This is a genomic window from Chelatococcus sp. HY11 (assembly GCF_018398335.1).
GTDB lineage: Bacteria > Pseudomonadota > Alphaproteobacteria > Rhizobiales > Beijerinckiaceae > Chelatococcus.
The window spans coordinates 2,808,729-2,831,023 of the sequence record NZ_JAHBRX010000001.1; the positions used below are offsets into that span (position 1 = coordinate 2,808,729).

Annotated in this window: 15 protein-coding genes; 7 read left to right on the forward strand and 8 right to left on the reverse strand. The window is 65.5% G+C overall.

What is annotated here, in order from left to right:
* Window positions 1–126: 126 nt before the first annotated feature.
* A complete protein-coding gene (locus KIO74_RS32455; protein WP_349629185.1) occupies window positions 127–729 on the reverse strand; it encodes a PAAR domain-containing protein in 603 nt (200 codons plus the stop codon).
* Between KIO74_RS32455 and tssJ the strand changes: the two genes are divergently transcribed.
* The 4 genes from tssJ to tssM all read left to right on the forward strand — a co-directional run bounded on the left by tssJ (window position 728) and on the right by tssM (window position 7,746).
* Window positions 728–1,420 carry a type VI secretion system lipoprotein TssJ gene (tssJ, locus tag KIO74_RS12855; protein WP_213332355.1) on the forward strand — a complete coding sequence of 231 codons (693 nt, stop codon included), beginning with the start codon at window positions 728–730 and terminating at the stop codon, window positions 1,418–1,420. The two genes, KIO74_RS32455 and tssJ, sit on opposite strands and share 2 nt — an antisense overlap.
* A 77-nt stretch (window positions 1,421–1,497) precedes the next feature.
* Window positions 1,498–2,844, forward strand: coding sequence for a type VI secretion system baseplate subunit TssK (tssK, locus tag KIO74_RS12860; RefSeq protein WP_213332356.1), 1,347 nt, complete (start codon window positions 1,498–1,500; stop codon window positions 2,842–2,844).
* Between the two features lie 117 nt (window positions 2,845–2,961).
* Window positions 2,962–4,254: a type IVB secretion system protein IcmH/DotU gene (gene icmH / locus KIO74_RS12865; RefSeq protein ID WP_213332357.1), complete on the forward strand. Its 1,293-nt coding sequence runs from the start codon at window positions 2,962–2,964 to the stop codon at window positions 4,252–4,254.
* Between the two features lie 12 nt (window positions 4,255–4,266).
* Window positions 4,267–7,746 (forward strand): type VI secretion system membrane subunit TssM, encoded by a 3,480-nt coding sequence (tssM, locus tag KIO74_RS12870; RefSeq protein WP_213332358.1) that lies wholly within the window; start codon window positions 4,267–4,269, stop codon window positions 7,744–7,746.
* A gap of 236 nt (window positions 7,747–7,982) precedes the next feature.
* Here tssM and KIO74_RS12875 read toward each other — a convergent pair whose 3' ends face one another.
* Window positions 7,983–12,329, reverse strand: a complete 4,347-nt coding sequence (locus KIO74_RS12875; protein ID WP_213332359.1) for a translocation/assembly module TamB domain-containing protein — start codon at window positions 12,327–12,329, stop codon at window positions 7,983–7,985.
* Window positions 12,329–14,308, reverse strand: a complete 1,980-nt coding sequence (locus tag KIO74_RS12880) for an autotransporter assembly complex protein TamA (protein WP_213332360.1) — start codon at window positions 14,306–14,308, stop codon at window positions 12,329–12,331. Before KIO74_RS12880 ends, KIO74_RS12875 begins: the two co-directional genes overlap by 1 nt.
* 446 nt (window positions 14,309–14,754) lie before the next feature.
* Between KIO74_RS12880 and KIO74_RS12885 the strand changes: the two genes are divergently transcribed.
* A complete protein-coding gene (locus KIO74_RS12885; protein ID WP_213332361.1) occupies window positions 14,755–16,587 on the forward strand; it encodes an ABC-F family ATP-binding cassette domain-containing protein in 1,833 nt (610 codons plus the stop codon).
* A 226-nt stretch (window positions 16,588–16,813) separates the two neighbouring features.
* The gene (locus KIO74_RS12890) at window positions 16,814–17,620 is read left to right on the forward strand and encodes a TrmH family RNA methyltransferase (protein ID WP_213332362.1); all 807 of its coding nucleotides are present in this window, start codon (window positions 16,814–16,816) and stop codon (window positions 17,618–17,620) included.
* A 9-nt stretch (window positions 17,621–17,629) separates the two neighbouring features.
* On the opposite strand, the gene KIO74_RS12895 is transcribed toward KIO74_RS12890, so the two are convergent.
* The 3 genes from KIO74_RS12895 to KIO74_RS12905 all read right to left on the reverse strand — a co-directional run bounded on the left by KIO74_RS12895 (window position 17,630) and on the right by KIO74_RS12905 (window position 19,284).
* The gene (locus tag KIO74_RS12895; protein WP_213332363.1) at window positions 17,630–18,124 is read right to left on the reverse strand and encodes a DUF1178 family protein; all 495 of its coding nucleotides are present in this window, start codon (window positions 18,122–18,124) and stop codon (window positions 17,630–17,632) included.
* Between the two features lie 69 nt (window positions 18,125–18,193).
* Complete coding sequence (grxC, locus tag KIO74_RS12900) at window positions 18,194–18,454, reverse strand: glutaredoxin 3 (RefSeq protein ID WP_213332364.1); 261 nt, start codon at window positions 18,452–18,454, stop codon at window positions 18,194–18,196.
* 50 nt (window positions 18,455–18,504) lie between these two features.
* On the reverse strand, window positions 18,505–19,284 hold the full coding sequence (locus KIO74_RS12905) for a ComF family protein (RefSeq protein WP_213332365.1): 780 nt from the start codon (window positions 19,282–19,284) through the stop codon (window positions 18,505–18,507).
* Window positions 19,285–19,478: 194 nt separating this feature from the next.
* Between KIO74_RS12905 and KIO74_RS12910 the strand changes: the two genes are divergently transcribed.
* Window positions 19,479–20,372 carry a methyltransferase domain-containing protein gene (locus tag KIO74_RS12910; RefSeq protein WP_213332366.1) on the forward strand — a complete coding sequence of 298 codons (894 nt, stop codon included), beginning with the start codon at window positions 19,479–19,481 and terminating at the stop codon, window positions 20,370–20,372.
* A 97-nt stretch (window positions 20,373–20,469) separates the two neighbouring features.
* Here the strand turns inward: KIO74_RS12910 and KIO74_RS12915 are convergent, their stop codons facing one another.
* Together KIO74_RS12915 and argJ are read right to left on the reverse strand one after the other, a co-directional pair.
* Entirely contained in the window at window positions 20,470–20,877 is a 408-nt protein-coding gene (locus KIO74_RS12915; RefSeq protein ID WP_213332367.1) for a (deoxy)nucleoside triphosphate pyrophosphohydrolase, read from the reverse strand.
* Window positions 20,874–22,121, reverse strand: coding sequence for a bifunctional glutamate N-acetyltransferase/amino-acid acetyltransferase ArgJ (gene argJ, locus KIO74_RS12920; RefSeq protein WP_213332368.1), 1,248 nt, complete (start codon window positions 22,119–22,121; stop codon window positions 20,874–20,876). The genes KIO74_RS12915 and argJ overlap by 4 nt, the downstream gene beginning before the upstream one ends.
* Between the last annotated feature and the right edge of the window lie 174 nt (window positions 22,122–22,295).

Below are 22,295 nucleotides of genomic sequence, written 5' to 3' on the forward strand. Positions count from 1 at the left end.
CTGTGCGATTGCTCTGAGGCAGCAGTCGCAACGGCGCGGGAGGGGACGCAGTGACATCCTCGCGCCAACGCGCCAGACAGGTTGGACAACGCGGCGACAGGGCTTCAAAATGTGCCAGGCGCATAACTAGCCGCCGATCAGAACCGTTGGGCATCCGGGCGACTGGATGCGCCCCGTCGGCGCCGGAATCGGTGCAACGCACGCCGCGTGCAAGGTCTCGTCCCCCACACGCGCGGCAGGCAACCCGCCGATGAATACCGTTGACGAGGCAGCAGATATCATTCCCGGTCCTCCTGGCAAGCAACCGGCCATGACACAGGGCGCGGTGACATCGCCAAGACGTGCCGCCGGGAGGCCACCAATCAGAACACTGGGCTCCCCCCTCACCAACGCCAGCGGCATGGCTGGATGCGCGCAGGGCGCCGGCACGGGCGCCGCTGGGTGAATCGGGGCGTGACAATGCGGCGATGTTTGCCGCACGAGGTCGCCCAATCTTGCTGCAGCCGGCATCCAGAGTATCCGTCTATCCGCGTCGTACAATGCCCAGATATGCGGAATATATCTGGTATAATTTCGCATAAAATTATGCATCTGAGAACCATCACGACGGGATACAGGTTTTACTCTCATTTGGAAGCCATTTTCGATAATTGATCCATGCCAAGCACGGAATGAGACACGAAAAACACTCATTGTCGCATCCGAAGCATCTAGGATGGAGCCTGCCATGCAGGCCGTTCCGGATGCTGGCCCACATGTGCCTGGGAAGATCAGCGATATGGACCTGCCGCATGCGTGCCGATTGTGCCGCGACGTTCGCGCACAATTCTCGCGCGTGGGATTTCGGATATCACGGATAAAAGAGAGGGTCGTCTCGGACAAGACCATGGGCATTGGTGAAGAAAAATCCCGTTCTGAAAAAGACTATATCCGGCTCCTTGGTGGAATTGCACGGCGATATATGCTCGAAATTATTGTGATATACATTTTCTCCGCCGCTCTCGCCGGCTGCGTTTCAGGCCGGCCGCCACGGGCGGCAATGCTGGACGCGACAATCGTCGCTGGGCCATCAGTCAATCCGGATGATGACGGCAGGGCCTCGCCCGTCGTCGTTGAGATATTCGAACTCTCATCGCTGACGCCGTTTCAGGACGCGAACTTCGACGGTCTATATGTGAAAGGGAAACAAACGCTTGGAGATAGTTTGCTGGCTACCCATTCGACGGTAGTTTCACCAGGCGCTCGCAAGGCCGTGACGAGCAAGCTGGCAGCGCAGACGAACGCGCTCGGCGTCATTGCGGGCTTCGCGCATTTTGACAAATTGCAGTGGCGCGGCAGTTTTCAGACGCAGCCGGGCAATGATGTTAAAGTCGCCATCGCGGTTGACGGCTCCGGCATCAATATTCAACCCGCGCGCTGATGTGCGCTCATACAAAACATTCCGCTGGCGTTCCCAATGGGGCCATGAACAGTTAATTTAAGGCAAATTCCGATTAAATGTCTGAGTACAGCAAGGTTTCATGGTCGGAGGGAATGTTCATCCGGCCGCAACATTTCCAGCAGGAGACGCGCTACCTAGAACAGCTCATTCGACGTCGCTGCCATGTCCTGCGGCCGTTCGGATGGGGGCTGACGCATATGGAAATCGACCGCGAGCTGCTGGCGACGCGCCATTTCGGCCTCCGCCAATGTGCTGGTGTCTTCGAGGACGGCACCGCCTTTTCCCTTCAGGACGGAGATGGTCGGCTTGCCCCGCTGCCGCTGACACCGGCCGCGAACGGAGCCTTCGTCTATCTCACGTTGCCGTTGCGCCGTCCCGGCTCGATCGAGATCGCTGCCTCGGAAGAGAGGGCCCCGTCGGCGCGGTGCCACACCGCGACGGTCTCCGCCCTGGATACGCACAGCCCATCTGGCGGCACAGCCGAGATCAATATTGGCAAGCTGCGCCTGCGTTATGCGCTCGGCAAGCCGGGGGCGCCTCCTTCCGACCTTGCCTTGCCTGTGGCGCGGATAACGGATGTCGATGCCGCGACAGGCGCACAGCTTGATGATCTGCATAGCCCACCGGCACTCCTGCTCGCTGCTTCACCTTCCCTCTCCCGGATGATCATCGAGGTGGAGGGGCTTTTGAGCCAGAGCGCGGAGGGGCTCGCCGGCCGCTTGCGCTCAGGACTGGACACGGCCGGGCCCGCCGAACTCCTGCTGCTACAAAGCGTAAACCGGCATCGCCTGCAGCTTCAGCACATCAATCAGCATGGCCTCCACCACCCAGAGACAGTGTTTCAGTTCCTGCTCGGGCTTGTCGGCGAGCTGACAACCGCCGCTCCGTCAGTGCAGCCGATGGTCGAGAGCTATCGCTACGAGCATGAGAATCCCGCGGGCAGCTTCCTGCCCCTTCTCGCCGCGATCCGCCTCTATCTCGGTGGCGTGCATGATCGTGGCGCTGTCCTTATCCCATTCGTCGATGGGGGGGATGGTATTCGCTTCGCAGCGACCGATGATCTCAGCTTGCAGCACGGGAGACTATTCGCGGATGCGGCGATTATCCTGGCCGCGCGGGCCGACATGGAGGCGGGTACTCTTATCCAGAGGCTTCCGGCGCAGCTGAAGATCGGCTCCGGGGATCAGATCCAGCATCTCGTCAACGCGGCGCTGCCAGGCGTCAAATTGCGCCCGTTGCCGGTCGCGCCGCGGCAGATCCCCTTCCGTCCGGGCAGCTCCTATTTCGAGTGTGACCGCACGAGCCCGCTGTGGAAGCAGGTTCAAGCGACGGAGAGCCTCGCCCTGCACGTCACAGGCGAATTCCCCGGCCTCGTCCTCGAGATCTGGGCTTTGCGGGGCTAGGGCGGGATGCGCGTCGACAATCCTTTCGCAACTCCAGCGCCCCCTGCGCAGCAATTTGCGCCGGCAGGCCCGACATCTCCGGATGCCCTTTCGATCGTCCCGTCTCCGATCGCGGCGATGTCGGCACCGTTCGGTCTGGATGAGGCCAGCGCGGATGTCACGCGGGCTTTCGCGGCTGCCGCGCATAGCCCCGTTCTCGCCTCGGCGGCACCGCTGATCTGGCTGGCCGGGCGGTTCGCGAGCTTTACACCCAGGGATGTCGGCGCGTTGCGAGATTGCCTGGTCGGTGAGATCCGACGCATCGGAGCCCAAAGCGCGCTTGATGTGAGCACGCGGGCCATCGTCTGCTACGCCCTCGCCGCGACCTTTGATGATCTGGCGCTCAACGCCGCGTGGAGCGGGGGCGATGCCTGGGCGCACAACACGCTCGTCAGCCTGATGTTCAACGAGGCCTGCGGCGGTGAACGCTTCTTTGATCTCCTGGCGCAGCTCGAGCGCGAGCCCAGGCAAAACGCCGACAAGCTCACGCTGATGTCCCTATGTCTCGCGCTCGGTTTCCAAGGCAAGTTCCGCATCTTGCCGAACGGCGCGGCGCAACTCGCGCTCATCCGCACCAATCTCAACAGAATGCTTGAGGAAACGGCGGACATTCAAAGGGCACAGATGCTCACGCGCGCCCTTCCCGTCAACGCTCCGCACCGCGCTCCGCAGGCATCGAGGGCCGTGTTCGCCATAGCGATCGCACTATCGCTCGCCATCCTCGGCACGGGCGTGGCCATGACCGCGAGCCTCAAGAGCAGAGTGGAGGCCGCGGCGGCTAAGGCCGCTCTGCTGATACCTAGTCATCGTCCAACTCCGCGCGTCGCAGCCGATCTCCCCCAACAGCAACCCGTATTGCCCAGCCGCCGCCCATCCAAAGTGGTAGCGGCCGTACCCGCCCCAGCGCTCGAAACCGCCTCCACGCATCTCCGGCGAATGCTGGCTCCCGAGATCCTGGAAGGGCGGGTCAGCATCGTGGACGAACCCGGCTTCACCGTGGTCCGACTCATCGACGGGAAGCTCTTTGCCAGCGCGAGCACCACTCTGTCGGCGACAGGCGGTCAGCTGCTTTCATCCGTCGCCGGCGCGCTCCAGGGCTTGCCGTCCGCGTTAACCGTCATCGGCCATACGGACAACCAGCCGATCCATACGCTCCAGATCAGCTCGAACGCCATTCTCGCCATGCGTCGGGCCGAAGCCGTCGCAGCAGCCCTTCGCATGCAACTGCCGGCCGGCACCAGCATCCAGCCGGAGGGCCGTGGCGATCGGGAGCCGCTAGCAAGCAACAGCACGCCTGAAGGCCGCGCCCGCAACCGCCGTGTCGAGATCATCGTCCCGGCGGGTGCGTCATTGCCAGCCTCTCGACCATGAGGACCGCGACCCATGACCAAGACAGCCTGGCTTCTTGCCATCATCGTGCTCGGACTGGCGATCGAACTCGCTGTCGCCGTCTGGTTTGGTGCGCCATCCCTTTCCATCGCTGGCGCGCAGCCGTTCACCGACGTGCTGCCACGCATCCTTGTGATCGGGCTGATCGGTCTCGCGGCCGTCGCGGCCGTGCTGGTACTGCTCTGGCGACGGCGCGGCTCACCAGACAGGCTCCGAGCCGCGGCTGAGCGTGCCGTAGCTGCGGATCTCTCGGCGCTTCGCTGCCATATCAAAACGGTCCTCCGCCGCGCCAATGGCCGTTGGCGCGGCCTTCGGCCCGTCGCATATGCCTCACCGTGGTATCTGGTGCTGGGCTCATCGCAAGACTCGGCGAGCCAGTTGCTCAAGGCCATGGGACTGCGGCTGGAAGCAGAGCGCCAGGCAGGACAGGCATCCGGGGGCTCGGCGGGCCCTCTCGCCCTGGTGTGGTCGGGACGGCAGGCCCTCGCTCTGTCAGTGGTCGCCCCGCTCGATGGACTGCCACGAGCGAGAGACACGGACGACCTCGAAAGCGAGGCTCGCTGGCGGGGCGTTCTCAAGCTTATCCGACGGACGCGCCCTTTGCAGCCTCTGAACGGCCTCATCCTGGAGCTCAACACCTCGGCGCTCCTCGACGCCACGGCGGATCATCGCGCCAACCTCGCGGAAGCATGGCGCGACCGTATCGCCCAAGTGGCGCAGATCGCCGGCCCCTTCCTTCCCGCCTATCTCGTCGTAACCGGCATCAACAATCTGGGTGGCTACCACGCGAGTTGCGCCGATCTCGACGAAGTCACGCTGCTTGACCTCACCGGCATGACCCCGGCTGGCACCACAGGTATGCGGGCCAAAGAGCAGATCCGGGCGTTGCACGACGGCTTGCGGGCCATGCTTCTGCGCCTCGCCCGGCACAGCGTGCGTCGTGCGGGAATGGCCACGCAGGCGGATCATACCGGCCTCATCCTGGAATTTCCGGTGGAGGTCGCGATCCTGACGGATCGAATCACGCAATTCGCCGCGGCGCTCCTGCATCCCGACTGCGGCAGGCTTTCGCCTGTCCTGCGCGGTGTCCAGCTTGTCCAGTCCCCGGCCATGGAGAGCCATCTCCCCGGCGATCGCCTCCTGCGGGGCGCGGCCCGGTCTCTCGCCCTCGATGTCACCCAATTCCGTCCGAGGGAGAGTATAGCAGCCAGAGCAAAGAGTTTCGGCGTCGCCGCGCGCTTCCTTTATCGTGACATCCTGCCTGAAGCCGGCCTTGCAAGCCGACGTCATCCCTGGCGAACCGCCTGGCGAGCGACGCTCGCACCGCTGGCGGCGCTGGCCTTGCTCGGGGCGAGCATCCCGCTCGGGCTCGTCTGGCGGGACAAACTCCAGGAAACCCGCCAGACACTGACTGACATCGAACAATCGCTCGCCGCCAGCGACAGCGCCATCCGCGCACTCGATAAGGACGCTGGCGGGGACGCGCCGGACCTGAAGCGTGTCCTGCCTGTCCTAGACCGCCTGTCGGCGAATTTGCCGGTGGTGGCTGGGCTTGGAGCGGGGCTGCCGCTGGCCGGCGCGCGCGACGTGCTTCTTGATGCCCATCGTGAAGCCTATGATCGCGCGCAGGCGCAGCTCCTGTTGCCTCGCCTCCTTCTCAACCTCCAGACTCAGCTGCCGGTCGCGAGCCCGCAGAATCTCTCACCCGCTGAGGAACTTGCGCTTTTCGACAGATTGAAAACCTATCTCACACTCGGCGGGCAAAGCCCGGGCGGACAGGATCAGGCCCGAGCCTGGCTTAACATGCATGGGAGAGAGATTGCTCCCGAGCTCGATGAAACCACCTCAGAGCATCTGGCGGCCCATGTCCGCGCCCTTATGGTCCACCCTTTGACACATTCACCGCTTGACGGCTCCCGGATTGCGGCCGCTCGTGCGGCGCTGTCGATCAATACGCTTGTCCTGCGGGGTCTCACCGCCTTGCAGGTCCGGGTGCGCGCTGCCGATCTGCCCGCCTGGCGGCTGATCGATGCCGCGGGACCGATGGCAGGCCGGCTGCTCGTCCGGCGCTCGGGCAAGCCGTTGAGCGAGGGCGTTCCCGCCTTCTACACACGGGCCGGCTTTCTGACGGTCGTCGCGCCCGCGCTGCGCGAGGTCGCGGCCGCGCTCGCGAAGGAGGGGTGGGTCATTCCGCTCGCGACGGGGCCGGACAATCGCGACCTCGCGAAGGTGTTGGAGCAGGAGATCGCGGAGGACTATTTCACCGGCTATGTGGATGCATGGAACGGGCTGATGGACGATATCGCTGTGACCCAGGCCAACAACCTGCAGCAGGCGAGCCAGCAGTTGACACAGCTTGCGGGCCCCGCATCCCCTCTGGAACGGCTTTATCAATCGGCCAGCCAGGAAACGGATCTCACGCCGCCCACGACACCAAAACCCGCATCCGCCAGCGCCTCCGCGCCCGATCAGGCCCGCGCCCCCATGACGGGTGAACCCGTCACCACCCGCTTCGCATGGCTCAGAGACCTCGTCGCGACGGGCGACAGCGGCTCATCGCGTCTGCGGCAGACGATCGACGGCTTCGGCGCTCTCGGCCGGCAGATGGCTGAAACCGCCTATCTTCCGCAGGACGCGGTACCCACCCCGTCTGCCGGTTCGTCCGCCGGACAGTTGGCCGACAGCGCGGCTGGCCTTCCCGCGCCACTAGCGCGGATTGCCAGCGACATCGCGCATACTGCTGCCAGCATGACATCCGCCGCGACGGAAGACCGCGTAGCGACCGCCTGGCGCGAGGTGGAGCCGTTCTGCCGGCTCGTCACAAGCAACCGCTATCCCTTCTCCGGCCGCGCGAGCCAATCGATCTCGCTTGAAGATTTCGCCTCGCTTTTCGGGCCGCAGGGGCGGCTGGAGAAGTTCTTCACGACTTACCTGCGGCCCTTCGTCGATACCAGCGCACCGGCATGGCAGGTCCACCCCGTGCATGGCATGGCACTCGACATCGACCGCCCGGCGCTGGAGCAATTCCAGCGTGCCGCGCGCATACGCGATGCCTTCTTCACGGATAATCCCGCCGCGCCTTCGGTTCGCTTCAGCCTCGAACCCCTGCGGCTCGATGCGGCAGCCGAGACCCTGACCTACGCCATAGGAGGGCAGACGCTCGTCTACCGGCACGATCCGGCGCGCCTGTGGCCCATGCAATGGCCACCGGCAGACGGGCAGCTGACGGCGCAACTCGAGCTCAGCCCCTGGCTTGACAACGAGCCGGGCAGCCTCGACTTCCATGGCCCTTTCGCGTTTCTGCAATTGATCGAGGCGGGAGCGCCAAAGCCTGAGGGTAAGGCGCCTGACCGCTTCATCCTGCGCTACACGCTTGGCTCACGCACCGCATCCCTGCGCCTCACCGCCGCGAGTATCATCAACCCCTTCAGCCTGAAGGATCTACGGCAGTTTCGCTGCCCCGAGATACCGTGAGCGTTCGGCGCCCAGGGAATGAGCTCCAGGTTCAATCGACATTCTACATCCTCAGCCGTCATGGCCGGGCTCGTCCCGGCCATCCCGATGGCAACGCGCCCTTCCTGTCGGGATCACAGGAACTCGGCTGTTGCCGGGTTCCCTATGAAGAGCCGAAATCGGGTAAACCCGATTTCGGGGACAAGCCCGGTGATGACGGGGTTATCGCTTGGGCAACACTTGAATGTCGATTGAACCTAGTAGTTCCATTCCATGCCGACGCCCACGGCACCGCCGCCGGCGCCCGCTTCGGCCTCGAGCTTGATGTTGCGGCCGAGGTCGATGTCGATCGCGGCGCGGCTGGATTCCGGGGTCGCCCCCTGCTTGATGCTCAACCGCATGCGGTCGTTGATCTGTTTGCCGATGCCGACCGCCACGCCGCCCGAACCATCGGAATTCGTGGTTCCGAGATCGATCGAGTCGAGACCGAGCGACGAACCGATCGCGCCGAGCGGACCACCGCCCTCACCCGTCAATTCAGCCAAAGCCTGGGCGAGCTGGATCGCCTGCCCGGTCGATAGGCTGCCGGATGGCTTGCCGAACAGAAGTCGCGCCAGCACTTCATCCCGAGGCAGTTCTGGCGAGGATGTGAACTCGAGCTGCGGATTGGAGGCCTTGCCCGTCACGAGGATACGGGCGGTTATCCCGGCCGCGGTGGATTCCGCCTCGAAGTTGATGCGCGGGTCGAAGTCGCCGTCGAGTGAGACTTCGCCTCGGGTGAAGGTGAGCTGGCGGCCAAGCAGCGACAGCGTTCCCCGACGCAGCGTGAAGGCGCCGTCGGCCTGCGGCGAGGCGCTCGTGCCGCGGATCGTCAATTGCCCGCCGAGCTGGGCGTTGATGCCCTGCCCGCGCACCACGATGCCGCTGCGCGCCGCCACGCGGATGTCGAGCGTCGCCGCGAAGGGATTGGCCGCCTGCGAGGCGGCTGCCCGCTGTTCCGCGGCGACGCGCGCCCGCACGGCCGGAGGCGCGTTGACACGCGTCACCGGGATCGGTGTCGCCGAGAAGGGGAAACGCTTCGGCAGGGTGATTTCCAGAGCCGAGAATTCAATGAAGCCCGTCACGCTCGGGCGTGTCGCCAACGCGCCGGCGATGGCGAGATCCACATTCGCGGTCGCGTTCACGATCGGGCTCGCCATGAGCTGGGCGTTATTCGCCTTGATGGCGATCTGCCCGGGGAAGCCGGCCGCCGGATCCAGCGCGATGCGCCCGGAGCCTGTTATCTGTCCGCCGTTGCGTGCTCTCGCCGTCAAGCTGGATATGACGAGCTCACGCTCCGACCCGTTGATAACGGCTTCGATATTGGTGAGCGTGACGCCATTGGCGGCATCCTGAAAGCGCCCGTTCGTGACGCGAATCGTTCCCGCGGCGGCCGGCGCGGCCGCCGTGCCACGAATGCGCAGATCGGCGATGGCCTGCCCGGTGAGGGTCTGGCCCCCCGCCGACAGGCGCGCGTTCATCAGGCCGAGATCGATGCGGCCGTTGACGCCGATGTCGAGCGCACCCGCGCCAAGCGGAGCCGAGCCGGTGATCTGCAGATTGGAATTCGCAAGACCGGTGACGCGGGCGTCCACATTGACACGGCCGTTCCCGAGTGTGCCCTCGGCATTGACGCCGAGCGGCCGGAGACCCGCGTCGCTGATCTGTGGCGCGGTGAGATTGGTGATGGTGAGATTGTAGCGGCCCGATGGTTGAGCGGCGGATCCTGACAAGGTCACATCACCGTTGAGCGCCCCGGTTACACCGAGGCCTGGCGCGAACAGTTCGGCGATGGCCAGCGGGATGGCCCGGGCCGCGACCCTGAGGTCCAGCCGCTCGCCGGCCGAACCGGCGACCGTCAACCGTCCCGATCCGGCGCGCACTTCCACATTGGACAGGGTGACGGTTCCGTCGCGAAGGCTGATGCGCGCGTCGGGTGACAGCGACAGCGTCTGGCCGCGCGACAGGGTGAGCCGCCGGATCAAGGCGTCAATGCCGCCGTCCGTGGGCGTGATGCGGGCCGAGGTCGCGAGATCCGCCCCTTGCACCACGGCATTGAGGTTGAGATCGGTCGTGTTGCCCTGCCCCTCGGCGGTGAGGCGGGCACGGGACACCGTGAGGCCGCCCGTCGCGACGCCGTCGATATCCACCTGTCCATTGAAAGCCGGCGCCTTGAAGAGGTCCCGCCCGTTGGCGTTGATCTTCGCATCGGTCAGCGTGACGCCAAAGGCATCAATGCGGTTCGCCGAGCCCGTGATACGGGCCGCCTGCTTGCCACCGGGCGCATCAAAATTGGCCATCAGCTCCAGACGGCCGGCAATTTCGGCAAGGACAAGCGGCGCGAGGTCGCGCAGATCTCCGGCCGTCACCGCCAACTGGCCTGTAACCAGTGAAGCCGGCGTCGCCGCCAACGAACCGCGCACCGCGACCGAACCGAGCGCGATATCGAGATCGCGGACCTCCGCGGCGCCATCGGCCTTGCGCGCGAATTGGCCGCTGCCGCGCGCCGGCTTGCCGTTGACGCTGCCATCGAGCTTGAGCTCGCCCTGCGGCGCGTTCAGCACATCGGACGCCGTGATATCCAGGGCAAGCCGCTCGATGGGACGCCCCATGGCCTTGGCATCGCGCAGCTGGATGGTGGCCTTGCTGTCGAGCTTGGAAAGGCTGCCAGTCAGATTGGCGGAAATATCGCCGCGACCGGTCACACGCGGGTCGAGACGCTGCAGATCCGGAAGCGCGACCTTGGCGACGACATTGGCCCGCTGGTTCGTCGCCGAGCCATCAGCGGTCAGCGATACATAGGCGGCATCGGCCGAAAAAGTCTCAAAGCCAAAGCTGCCGTCACCAGCGCGGCGTACCGTGCCCTTCACGGTCGCACGCCCACCAAGAAGGTTGTCCGCGATGGCGATGCCCGTCTTCAGATCCTGGGCGGCGCCATCAAGGGTCACGACCAGCCGGCTCATGTCAAAGGCCGCGTCGACATCGGCGGCAAGCCGCACCCGCCCGCTCAGGTCCTGCTCGACAAAGCCGCGCAGCGCGGCCATGTCGGCGCGCTCGATCGTGAGCTTGCCTTTGACGGATACCGGATCGACCTGCCCGACATAGGACGCGACGATGGGCGCGGCCTCGATGCGCGAAGAGGCGATATCGAGCCGACCAGTCCGTTCAGCCCTTCCCTCAGCGGCCAGCGTGAGCCGGGGCCCGAGCGCGGACGCGACAGCCTTGTCACTGGCCGACAAGGCCTCAGCGACGCCGTCAAGCTTGACGGCGAACCGGGTCGCCTCGGCCGTGAGGGGGCCATCGCCCCGGGCCGTCGCGTTGAGCGTGACGGTTCCCGTGCCATAGCGGCTGCCGGCGGCGGTCACGCCAATGTCGCGGCCCACCAGCTTCAGCGTCGCCTCGGGTGCGTTGACCGTGCCGCCAAGAGCCACATCGGCAACCAGAGATTGCCAGGAGGCCATCGGCACGATGCGGCCATCCGGACCGGGGACCTTGGGAAGAAAGCCCGCGAACGGCGCGGCATCGCCGAGAGTGAGACGCGCCTTTCCCGCCACGGCTCCGCCCTGGGCGATGGCGCCGTCGCCGGTCAATTCAAAGGCGGTGTTCGACGCCGCGACATGACGCAGCGTGACCGCGCCATCGTCAGCGAATGACGCATCAAGCTTGATGGTGGTGGGGCCGACCAGTGGCTCGAGTTCCTGCGGCAGCACCGCGCCCACGTCGGCGAGGAGCGTGGCGTCGAGGCCGCGCGACGTCCCGCTGCGTTTCAGCGTCGCCTCGCCTTCGGCGCCGGCCTTGTCACCAAGGGTCAGACGCAGACGCCCGCTCCAGTCGTCGAGCGGACCGTCGCCGCTGATGCTGAGGGAGATGGGCGGCTCGCCGCGCAGGGCGGCAAGGCGGGAAACAAGGCCGCCTGGCGGTTCGCTCGCATCGACCGCGAGCTTGAGCTGCTGCGTGTCCGGACGGAAATTGAGCTGAATGCTCGCGCGGCCGGGCGTATCGTCGACGCGGTCCGCGGACATGTCCAGAACGAGGCCTTGCGCCGGATCGACCAGACGGGCCATGCCGGTGAGAGAGAGCGCAGCGGGCACGCCGAGCAGCGGCTCACCCAGCGTCAGGCGCGCGACATCCATGCGCTCCAGTGCGATGCCGAACGGCAATTGCGGCATGCCGGAGGACGGCTCCGCCGGCTTCGTCGCAACGGGCATGTCCGGCGCCCGCGCCACGTCGAGATGGCCGAGACGCACAAGTTCGATATCGAGCCGCCCGCTGATCAGGGCGAGAGGACGCCACCGCAGATCCGCCTGATCCAGAGACAGCCAGACGCCGCGCGGATCGGCGATCGTCACGTCGCGAACCCGCATCTCCGCCGGAAGCGCGCCCTCCAGACGTCCGATCCGGATCGTCATGCCGTCACTACTGGCGAAACGCTCGACTAGCCGCACGATTTCGGCGCGCCCGAAATCCGTACGCGTCAGCACGACGAGCCCAAGCGCCACGACAACGACCAGCCCGATGAGGGCCGTCAGTGCCACGCGCAGGATGGGAAATGAAACTCGTCGCATCAGAAAGACTGCCCAAGACTCATGTAAATGCCGTATGGCGGATCGCCCTTGTCACGGTTCAGACCACGGGCGACGTCGAGGCGGAGCGGACCAAGGCTGGTGTAGTAGCGAAGCCCGATACCCGCCGAATATTTGATGTCGTCGTCGAAGGACGGCACGCTGTCACGGAACGCGCCACCCGCATCCACAAAGGGCACGACGCCGATGGTGTCGGTGACCTTCACACGCATCTCCACCGAGCCCTCGAGAAGACTGCGTCCGCCGATGACACGGCCGAAGGCGTCCTTCGGGCCAATGCTCTGGTAGTCGTAACCGCGTACCGAGCCGCCACCGCCGGCGAAGAAGCGGTGGGGCGGCGGAATATCATAGAGACCGGCGCCGACGATGCTGCCCATGCGCACCCGTCCCGCGAGGATATAGCGGGAATCCGTGTCCAAACTGAGGTAGGCCGAGGCCGTTCCCGTCATCGAGGTCATGCCGATGGTCGACCCGAGGAAGCTCGGATAGGGCGTCACGGTGCCTGTCACCCTGAAGCCGCGTGTCGGGTCGAGCTTCGAATCCGTGGTGTCGTAGGTGGCCTCGACCGGAATACCGACGAGGGTGTAGTAGCTGCCGCCGCCGCCGACGTCACTGTAGGCGCGCGTGAATTTGGCGCGCTCGAAACTCAGGCCCACCTGCGCGGTGAACTCCTTCGAGAACTCACGCTTGACGCCGACAGACCCGAGGAAGCCCTGCTGGGTATAGTTCTCCGTGACGTTGCGCAGGTAGTTGGCCTTGACGATCAGGTCATCCTGGACCGTGAAGATTCCCGGCACCTCGAAGGTGCCGCCGAAATTGAAGCCCAGCCTTTCGCGCCAAGGCACCTCCTTGCCGTCGGCGCCCAGGATCTTGCCGGACGCCCCGGCGACCGTCGCGTCGAGCCGCAGGCGCTCGGCATTGCCAAACAGGTTGCGATGCCCCCAGTAGGCATTGACCGAGGGACCATCGGTATTCGAATATTTGGCGCTGAAGCCCACGAAACGCGGCAGGCGCTCCTTCACCTCGACGTCGATCGGCAATTCGCCCGCGTCATTCAGGGCGCTTCCCTCGCGGATCCGCACGGAATCGAAAACGTCGTAGGAATTGAGCTCCCTGCGGAAATCATCAAGCGCGGCGGTCGAGAAAACATCCCCCGGGCGGAAGGTCACCCGCCGGCGGATGAAGCCGGGATTAAGCCGCTCGGTGCCCGAAATCTTGACATCGCCGAAGCGGACGAGTGGGCCGGGCTCGACACGCAGCGTCACATCCATCTGGCCGGTGGCATAGTCCACGATGGCATCGCGCTTGACCGCCTTGGCGAAGGCGTGACCGATGTCGCGGAAACGCGCGACGAGCGCCGCCTCGGCGGACAACACGACGCTGCTCTCGGCCGGCTCACCACGCGCGAAGTTCAGCTTTGCCCAGGCTTCTGGCGGATCGACAGCTGCACCTGTGGCGGCATTGACGCCCTTCAGGCTGCCGAAGGTGAACAGACGGCCCGGATTGACATTGATGACGACAGGCACGGGCCCGGCGCGACGGGCGCTGTTGACGCGGGCCGCGGCCGTGGTCGAGTCCACGTCGACGCCAGCTACCGTCACGGTGATCTTGGCTTCGTAGTAGCCGAGCGCCGCCATGGTCGAGAACAGCCGCGGCAGGTCGGCGGAGGCGCGCTGCACCAGCCCCTCCGCGCCGGAAGGCGGGCTTTTCTTCAGTTCTTCGAGGTTGGAGGCATCGCGGATCCGCTGTTCAAGCGTATCGTCATCACCACCGACATCGATGGTCACTTCATACGGGACCGCATCGGGCACCGGAATTTGTGGCTGCTCCGGCTCCGCCTTGCGTCCGAAAAGGCGATCGAAGAACGAGCGATTGTCGGGTTTCTCCGCCTGCCCGGACGCGCCGGCGCCACTTCCCGCGGACTGCGCGTTGAGCGCCCCTGGAGCGGCCACGAAGGACACAAGACATAATCCCACGCCAGCCAGCCAAACCCGCGGCTGCGCCCAGGCTCTCAGCTGGGCTCCGGCCGTGAGGCTTGCTTCGCGCTCTCCGACCGGCGCAGCACCTGGGCTGCGGCATCTCCTGTTCGGAGCGGGATTGAAGGACTGGACTTTCACTGAACGCAACTCAACTCGCCGGGACCGCCGGACGCGACAACACTACGCGTCGCGCGACCAACGGACCTATCAACAACTGCAATTCCTTAAAATCCATTCGATCATGATAAGGATGACAAATGATGAACGCTACCTCTTGGCGATAAATCATCGATTCAGCGCAAGACGCGCGGTATCGCCCGCTCTTCCAATGGCAGCGCGCGGGCGTTATCACCCCAGTCTCGACTCTGTCGGTTTCCCGCCGACAAAGTCTGACGGCAAGATCCATTTCAGCGAACCCTATCGGGACCATGGCCCCACCTCTTCTGCTGCTTCAAGATATTGCGCTGACCTTCGGCGGAACGCCCCTGATCGAACAGGCATCCCTGTCTGTTGGTTCCGGTGAACGGCTTTGCCTTGTGGGACGCAACGGATCGGGCAAGTCCACGCTTTTGAAGATGGCGGCCGGCCTTATCGCGCCGGACCGTGGACAACGCTTCCTGCAACCGGGCACGACCCTGCGCTACCTGCCGCAGGAGCCCGATCTCACGGGCTTCACCAACACGCTCGCCTATGTCGAGGCAGGGCTCGCGCCCGGCGACGACACCTACCGGGCGCAGTATCTGCTCGAACAGCTCGGCCTCGATGGCACGGAAGATCCCGCGCGCCTGTCCGGCGGTGAAGCGCGCCGCGCCGCACTGGCGCGGCTGCTCGCGCCCGAACCGGACATTCTCCTCCTCGACGAGCCCACCAACCATCTCGACCTGCCGGTGATCGAATGGCTGGAAAGCGAACTCCGCTCGCTGCGCTCCGCGCTCGTGCTCATCAGCCACGACCGACGCTTCATGGAGACCCTGTCACGCGCGACGGTATGGCTCGACCGCGGCACCACACGTCGGCTGGAGCAAGGCTTCGCGGCCTTTGAAGCATGGCGTGATACCGTCCTCGAGGAAGAGGAACGCGACAGGCACAAACTCGACCGACGCATCGCGCAGGAAAACGACTGGCTACGCTACGGTGTGACAGCCCGGCGCAAACGCAACCAGGGACGTCTGCGCGCCCTCCACGCCATGCGTCAGGAACGCCGGGACGCCCGACGCGCCGTCGGCGACGTCAAGATGACGGTAAGCGAGGGGGATATCTCCGGCAAGCTGGTGATCGAGGCTGTCAACATCTCGAAGGCTTACGGCGCGGAACCGGTGGTCCGCGACCTGTCGATCCGTATTGCCAGGGGCGACCGCATCGGCATCGTGGGACGCAATGGCGCCGGCAAGACCACGCTCATCAACATGCTGACGGGGCAACTCGCCCCGGACAGCGGCACCGTGAAAATCGGCGCCAATGTCACCATGGCGAGCCTGGACCAACGCCGCGCAGGCCTCGATCCCGATGTCACCCTGCGTGACGCCTTGACGGGGGGCGGCAGCGATACCGTCCTGGTCGGGGACGCGCCCAAACATGTCATGTCCTATCTCAAGGACTTCCTGTTCACGCCAGAGCAGGCCAACATGCCCATCGGCAAGTTGTCCGGCGGCGAGCGCGGCCGGCTGATGCTGGCGCGCGCGCTTGCCCTGCCTTCAAACCTGCTGGTGCTCGACGAGCCGACCAACGATCTGGACCTGGAAACCCTCGACCTGCTCGAGGAAATGATCGACAGCTACAGCGGCACCGTCATCCTCGTCAGCCACGACCGCGACTTCCTCGACCGCACGGTGACATCCTTGCTGATGGCGGAAGGCCAGGGGCGCTGGCAGGACTATGCCGGCGGCTATACCGACATGCTCGCCCAGCGCGGCGCCGGCGTGGAGGCCACATCCCGTGGCAACGGCGGTGCGACCGGGAAGGCGGCGAACCAGGCTTCGACGCCACGCTCCGAGCCGACCGAACGGGCCGCGTCGAAAGCCAAGCTCAGCTTCAAGGACAAGCACGCGCTTGAAAGCCTGCCCGACCGCATGGCCGCGCTGGAGCGTGACATCGCGAAATTGAAGGCCGTGCTCGATGATCCCGATCTCTACGCGCGGGATCCGGCGCGCTTCACGAAGGCGACGGAGGCGATGTCCAAGGCCGAGGCTGATCTCGTGGCTTCCGAAGAGGAGTGGCTGCGCCTCGAAATGCTCCGCGAGGAGATCGAGAGCGGAGGCTAGCGGCTGTGGCCCGCCGAAAACAAGCTGTCATTCCGGGACGCGCGTAGCGCGGGCCCGGAATCCACGAACACGGTGGTGGACAGGAATCCGCGCCGGATGGACACTTTCTCAGTGTCCCGTCGTGTTCATGGATTCCGGGCTCGGGCCTTTTCGGCCCGCCCCGGAATGACGGCGTCACGGTGCCAAATCGGAAATCGGCACGCTCCAGAGGCAGGAACGACAGGCTGTGGCCACCTTCATCCCCGTCCAGGATCCGGATGATCCCGCCATCGCGGACTACCGCGCGGTTCGGGAGCGAGACCTGATCGGACGTGGCGAACGCTTCATCGCCGAGGGCGAGGTGGTCCTGGCGGTGCTCCGGCGCCAACCGCATTTTGCGGTGGAATCTCTGCTCATCAGTGACAAGCGGCTGCCAGGTTTCGACAGGACGGCCTGGCCAGACGGGCTGCCGGTCTTTGTCGCCGCCCAAGCGGTGATGGATCAGATCGTCGGGTTTCACATCCACCGCGGCCTGCTCGCCATCGGCCGCCGTCTATCCACGCCGGATGCGCGGGAGCTCATCGCGCAGCTTCCGCCAGCGGCGCTGGTTGTCGGGCTTGTCGGCATCGCCAATCACGACAACATGGGCGGTATCTTCCGCAATGCAGCCGCCTTTGGCGCCGATGCCGTGCTGCTCGACGCGACCTGCTGCGACCCGCTTTATCGGAAATCGATCCGTGTCTCGGTAGGCGGGTGCTTCGTCGTGCCCTACGGGCGCGCCATCGACGGCGAGGATATGCTGGCCGCGCTGGCGGAGAACGGTTTCACATCTGTCGCGCTGAGCCCGTCGGGCACGACGTCCCTCCACGAGGCGCGTCCCGCGCGACGCTCCGCCATCATCTTCGGCGCGGAGGGGCCCGGTCTGCCCGTCGATCTTCTGGACAGAACACAGACGGTTCGCATCGCCATGGCCGGAGCCATGGATTCGCTCAATGTGGCGACATCGAGCGGTATCGTGCTGCATCACTATGCCGCCAGCCGGCTCGCACGGTAGAAACGAAGCTCAGTTGCCCTTCTCGGGCGCGGGTGGCAGTGGCAGGATCTCGATGCCCTCCTCGAGCAGATCGCGAACCTCCTCGCCGGTCGCCTCGCCATAGATAGCGCGCTCTTCAACCTCGCCAGAATGAATGCGGCGGGCCTCATCGGCGAACTCATCCCCGACATAGGCGGCGTTCTCAACCACATGCTGCCGCAGCGCGCGTACCATTTCACGGAGCTGATGTTCCCGCTCGGTCAGCAATGCGGCCTGCGGTGCCGGCACCGCAGGCCGGTTCGAACCGCCTGCCTCGCCAGTCGCCTCCGTGGGTGGAAGGGCCTTTGAACGGTCATGATCCGTCCGCGCCACGCTCGGTGACATGATCGCCTTCTGCACCTTGTCGGATCCGCAGACCGGGCATGTCACAAAGCCACGCGAGACCTGCGCCTCGAAGGCGTCGCTGTTCTTGAACCAGCTTTCAAAGCCGTGGCTCTTATCACATACGAGTTTGTAGCGGATCATGATGCGGGTCGAGGGCTGTTCCGAAAATACAATCAGGCGCAAGGCTGGCGCTGGCGGTCCTCGCCAGCTTCAGGCGTTTTCCAGCAATGCGTCGAGCTCGCCACGCCGTTCCAGCGCATAGAGATCATCGCATCCACCAACATGATGATCGCCAACGAAGATCTGCGGGACGGTGCTTCGTCCTCCGGCACGCGCAATCATCGTCGCGCGTTCGTCAGCCTTGCCTGAAATCTCGATCTCCTCAAAAGCCACGTTCTTGGAGGCCAGCAGTTCCTTCGCCGACTGGCAATAGGGGCACCACGACTTCGTATAGATCGTTACATCAGGCATATCAGAACGCCGTTTCACAACAGTTGTGCTCTAGTCACATATAGGTGCCATCATGCCTCCGCGACAACCCTCGCGAAGGTCAATATATCAACGTGGGAAGCGCCACCGCGCAGCAGAGCGCGGCAAGCCGCGTTGGCGGTCGCCCCTGTCGTCAGCACGTCGTCGACCAGAATAACACGTTCGCCCGCCAGGCGCCTGTTGTCAGGCACAAGAAATGCGCCCTGGAGGTTGGCGGCGCGCTCCACCCGCGTGAGCCCGACCTGTGGCCGCGTATTCTTGCGGCGGTGGAGCACCAGGCCGTCACAGCGCAGGCCGCTTCGCCGCGCGACCTCCTGCGACAGGACCATGGCCTGGTTGAAACGGCGCGACCACAGGCGCCGGGGATGCAACGGCACTGGCACGATGAGCGCGGCCTCAGCAAACAGCTCTGCACCCGCTGTCGTCATCATGCGGCCCATGGCTTTCCCAAGCTCGAGGCGATCGCCGTATTTCAGGCGATGAACCAGTTCGCGGGCTGTGCCGTCGTAGCGAGCGACGGCCCTTGCCCTCTCGAAGACAGGCGGGTCGGCGATGGCGGCCGGTGACAGCAGCGGGCCACCGAGATCCACCGCGAAGGGCGTGCCCAGCCGTTCGCAGTAGGGACGGGTGATGAAGGGCAGCTCGCGCCAGCACGCGGCGCAAACCCCATGCGGCTCGGCCGTCGCGTGCCCGCAGGCAATGCAGGTCGGCGGATAGATCAGGCCGACGAGGCGGCTCGCCAGCGCGCCAGCGCGCCCATGCAGCACCTCAGCCGAGCGCCGCAGCCAGCCGCTCCTGACGAATTCGGCCATGCCAATGTCTCCCCCACCCCTCAGTTTAGGGCGTCGGAGCAAGCCGTCAAAGGCCCACAGCCAGCGGAACGTCGATGCCAGCCGACCATCACGCCCGGGGAGGCATTCAGCGATAATCTTTGACCGCCGGACCGAAGCGCAGGATAACGCGGGCCATCACCGCCCCCTCGCTCCATCAGGATGAAGGACCATCCATGGCCGCCCCCCTCGTCTTCGACCGTGCCCTCGCCCGCCGTCGCCTGGAGCGCGCCCACCGCGAGGGCTTCATCGACTTCCTGGTGGCCCGTGCCGCGGAGGATCTCGTCGATCGGCTTGCCGCCGTGAAACGCGAGTTCGACCTGGCGCTGGATCTCGGCACGCCGACCGACGCCGCGGCGTCGGCTCTGGCGGCCTCGGGGCAGGCCGGACGGATCGTGCGGGCGGCGCCCACCGCCGCTGCCCTCGGCCAAAGCAAAGGCAGCGCGGTGGTTGCGGACGAGGAAGCCTTGCCCTTCGCGGAGGCACGCTTCGACCTCGCCGTGTCCCTGCTGGCGCTCCAGGGGGTCAACGACCTTCCGGGATCCCTTGTGCAGATCCGCCGCAGCCTCAAGCCGGATGGATTGTTTCTCGCCGCGCTGTTCGGCGGCTCCACGCTGACGGAACTGCGCCAGATCCTAGCGGAGGCCGAAAGCGAGATCGAGGGCGGGGTCAGCCCGCGCGTCGCGCCCTTCATCGACATACGCGACATGGGCGGGCTGCTGCAGCGCGCAGGCTTTGCCCTGCCGGTCGCGGATATCGACACGGTCAAGGTGCGTTACGAGCACCCCATCGGCCTGATGCGAGACCTTCGCGCCATGGGCCTGACGAACAGTCTCGTCGAACGCCGCCGCAAGCCCCTGAAGCGGCAGACGCTCGCCCATGCCATCGCGCTTTACTACGAGCGCTTCGCCGATGACGACGGCCGCTTGCCCGCTACCTTCGACATCCTCTGGGTATCGGGCTGGGTGCCCCACGAGAGCCAGCAAAAGCCGTTGAAGCCCGGCTCCGCAAAGGTGCGACTGGCGGATGCCTTGAACACCAAGGAGATCAAGACCGGCGACGAGGGGTAGCGCGGGGGCTATCGCCATCTTCCGGCCGGACCACCGCGATCGGTCCCACCTGGCGCCTGCGGCGCCACCCTCCCCAGTGAGGAGGGATCGGCGCTTCTCAGCGCAGAAGATCGACCAGCACCGGGATCAGCGGTTCGTCAGCGGGCGGCATCGGGTAGTCGCGCAGCGCCGTGGCCCGTACCCATTTCAGGGTCTGCCCCTCACGCGGAGCGGCGATGCCCTCCCAGCGCCGGCAGATATAGAGCGGCATCAGGAGATGGAAGGTCTCGTAGGGGTAGCTCGCGAAAGTGAGCGGTGCGAGGCATTCCTGTTTCACCGTGATGCCGAGCTCCTCGTTGAGCTCCCGGATCAGCGTTTCCTCGGGCCGCTCGCCGGCCTCCACCTTGCCCCCGGGGAACTCCCAAAGGCCCGCGAGCGCCTTGCCCGGCGGACGTTGGGCAAGGAGGATGCGCCCGTCAGCATCGACGAGGGCGCAGGCCGCGACGAGCGTCAGCTTCACACTCACGAGCGGTAGTCGCCGTTGATCTCGACATAGGCCTTGGTGAGGTCGCAGGTCCACACCTTCGCCGAACCACCGCCGAGCCCGATATCAGCGGTGATGCGGATATCCGCGCCGCGCATATAGGCCGATGTCGCGGTCTCGTCGTAGGAGGCATCGCGCTCGCCATCGACGGCCACGCGGATATCGCCGAACCAGATGGCGAGGCGATCACGTTCAGCAGGCTCGCCCGCCTTGCCGACAGCCATGACGACACGCCCCCAATTGGCGTCCTCGCCGGCAACGGCCGTCTTCACCAACGGTGAATTGGCGATGGACAAAGCGATGCGCTTGGCGGACGCGTCGTCCACGGCGCCCTGAACCAGAACCTCGACGAACTTGCGCGCGCCCTCGCCGTCGCGCACGACCTGATGGGCGAGGTCGAGCAGCAGCGCGTCGAAAGCCGCCTTGAATGCGACGAGCCGTGGGTCATCCACCGCCTCGACCGGCTTGGCGCCGCGAGCCGCCGCGGCACCCGTCGCAAAGGCGATGAGCGTATCGGAGGTGGATGTATCGCTATCGACGGTGATGGCGTTGAAGGAGCCTTTCACACCACCGGACAACAGCGCCTGAAGGACCGGGGCGGAAATCGGCGCGTCGGTCACCACGTAGGACAGCATCGTCGCCATGTCGGGAGCGATCATGCCGGCGCCCTTGGCGATGCCGTTGATGGTGACCGTGATGCCATCAATGTCAGCGGCGCGCGTAGCAACCTTGGGGAAGGTATCCGTCGTCATGATCGCCTTGGCGGCATCGAGCCAAGGTTCCGGCGAGGCGCGACGGGCGCAGTCGGCCAGCACCCCCTCGAATTTCGTGGCGTCGAGCGGCTCGCCGATTACGCCGGTCGAGGAGAGGAAAATCTCGCTTTCCGCGCAGCCGACCGCGGCGGCGGCGAGCTTTGCGGTGAGCGCCGTCGACTCGCGGCCCTTCCGGCCAGTGAAGGCGTTGGCATTGCCGGAATTGACAACGAGCGCCCGCGCCTTGCCGCCGGCGAGCCGGTCCCGGCACCATTCTACCGGTGCTGACGGGCACTTGGAACGCGTGAACACGCCCGCCACGCTCGTGCCCTCATCAAAGATGGCGAGCAGCACGTCCGTTCGGCCCTTGTAGCGAATGCCCGCCGCGGCGGTGGCGAAGCGCACACCGGCGATGGGCGGCATGGCCGGAACGGACTTCGGGGCGAGTGGCGAGACGGGATGTTCTTTTGCCATGGTCGGGCCGATCGGGAGGGGACACGCACGCCGGCAGGTGCGGCGCGGACGGGGTGAACGGAAGTACGGCATGGAGCGCAGGCCATACTTCCGGATCATCAGGTCGAAGACACAGCCTGGCGTTCATGGCTGCCTGCCGACCGAAGCGTGATCTGACAGGCTGTTCCCGCCAGT

Bases quoted from the DNA above. Each gene is read 5' to 3' on its own strand.
- tssJ (WP_213332355.1), top strand. From the start codon at position 728: ATGCAGGCCGTTCCGGATGCTGGCCCACATGTGCCTGGGAAGATCAGC.
- KIO74_RS32455 (WP_349629185.1), bottom strand. From the start codon at position 729: ATGGCAGGCTCCATCCTAGATGCTTCGGATGCGACAATGAGTGTTTTT.
- tssK (WP_213332356.1), top strand. From the start codon at position 1,498: ATGTCTGAGTACAGCAAGGTTTCATGGTCGGAGGGAATGTTCATCCGG.
- icmH (WP_213332357.1), top strand. From the start codon at position 2,962: ATGTCGGCACCGTTCGGTCTGGATGAGGCCAGCGCGGATGTCACGCGG.
- tssM (WP_213332358.1), top strand. From the start codon at position 4,267: ATGACCAAGACAGCCTGGCTTCTTGCCATCATCGTGCTCGGACTGGCG.
- KIO74_RS12875 (WP_213332359.1), bottom strand. From the start codon at position 12,329: ATGCGACGAGTTTCATTTCCCATCCTGCGCGTGGCACTGACGGCCCTC.
- KIO74_RS12885 (WP_213332361.1), top strand. From the start codon at position 14,755: ATGGCCCCACCTCTTCTGCTGCTTCAAGATATTGCGCTGACCTTCGGC.
- KIO74_RS12895 (WP_213332363.1), bottom strand. From the start codon at position 18,124: ATGATCCGCTACAAACTCGTATGTGATAAGAGCCACGGCTTTGAAAGC.
- grxC (WP_213332364.1), bottom strand. From the start codon at position 18,454: ATGCCTGATGTAACGATCTATACGAAGTCGTGGTGCCCCTATTGCCAG.
- KIO74_RS12905 (WP_213332365.1), bottom strand. From the start codon at position 19,284: ATGGCCGAATTCGTCAGGAGCGGCTGGCTGCGGCGCTCGGCTGAGGTG.
- KIO74_RS12910 (WP_213332366.1), top strand. From the start codon at position 19,479: ATGGCCGCCCCCCTCGTCTTCGACCGTGCCCTCGCCCGCCGTCGCCTG.
- argJ (WP_213332368.1), bottom strand. From the start codon at position 22,121: ATGGCAAAAGAACATCCCGTCTCGCCACTCGCCCCGAAGTCCGTTCCG.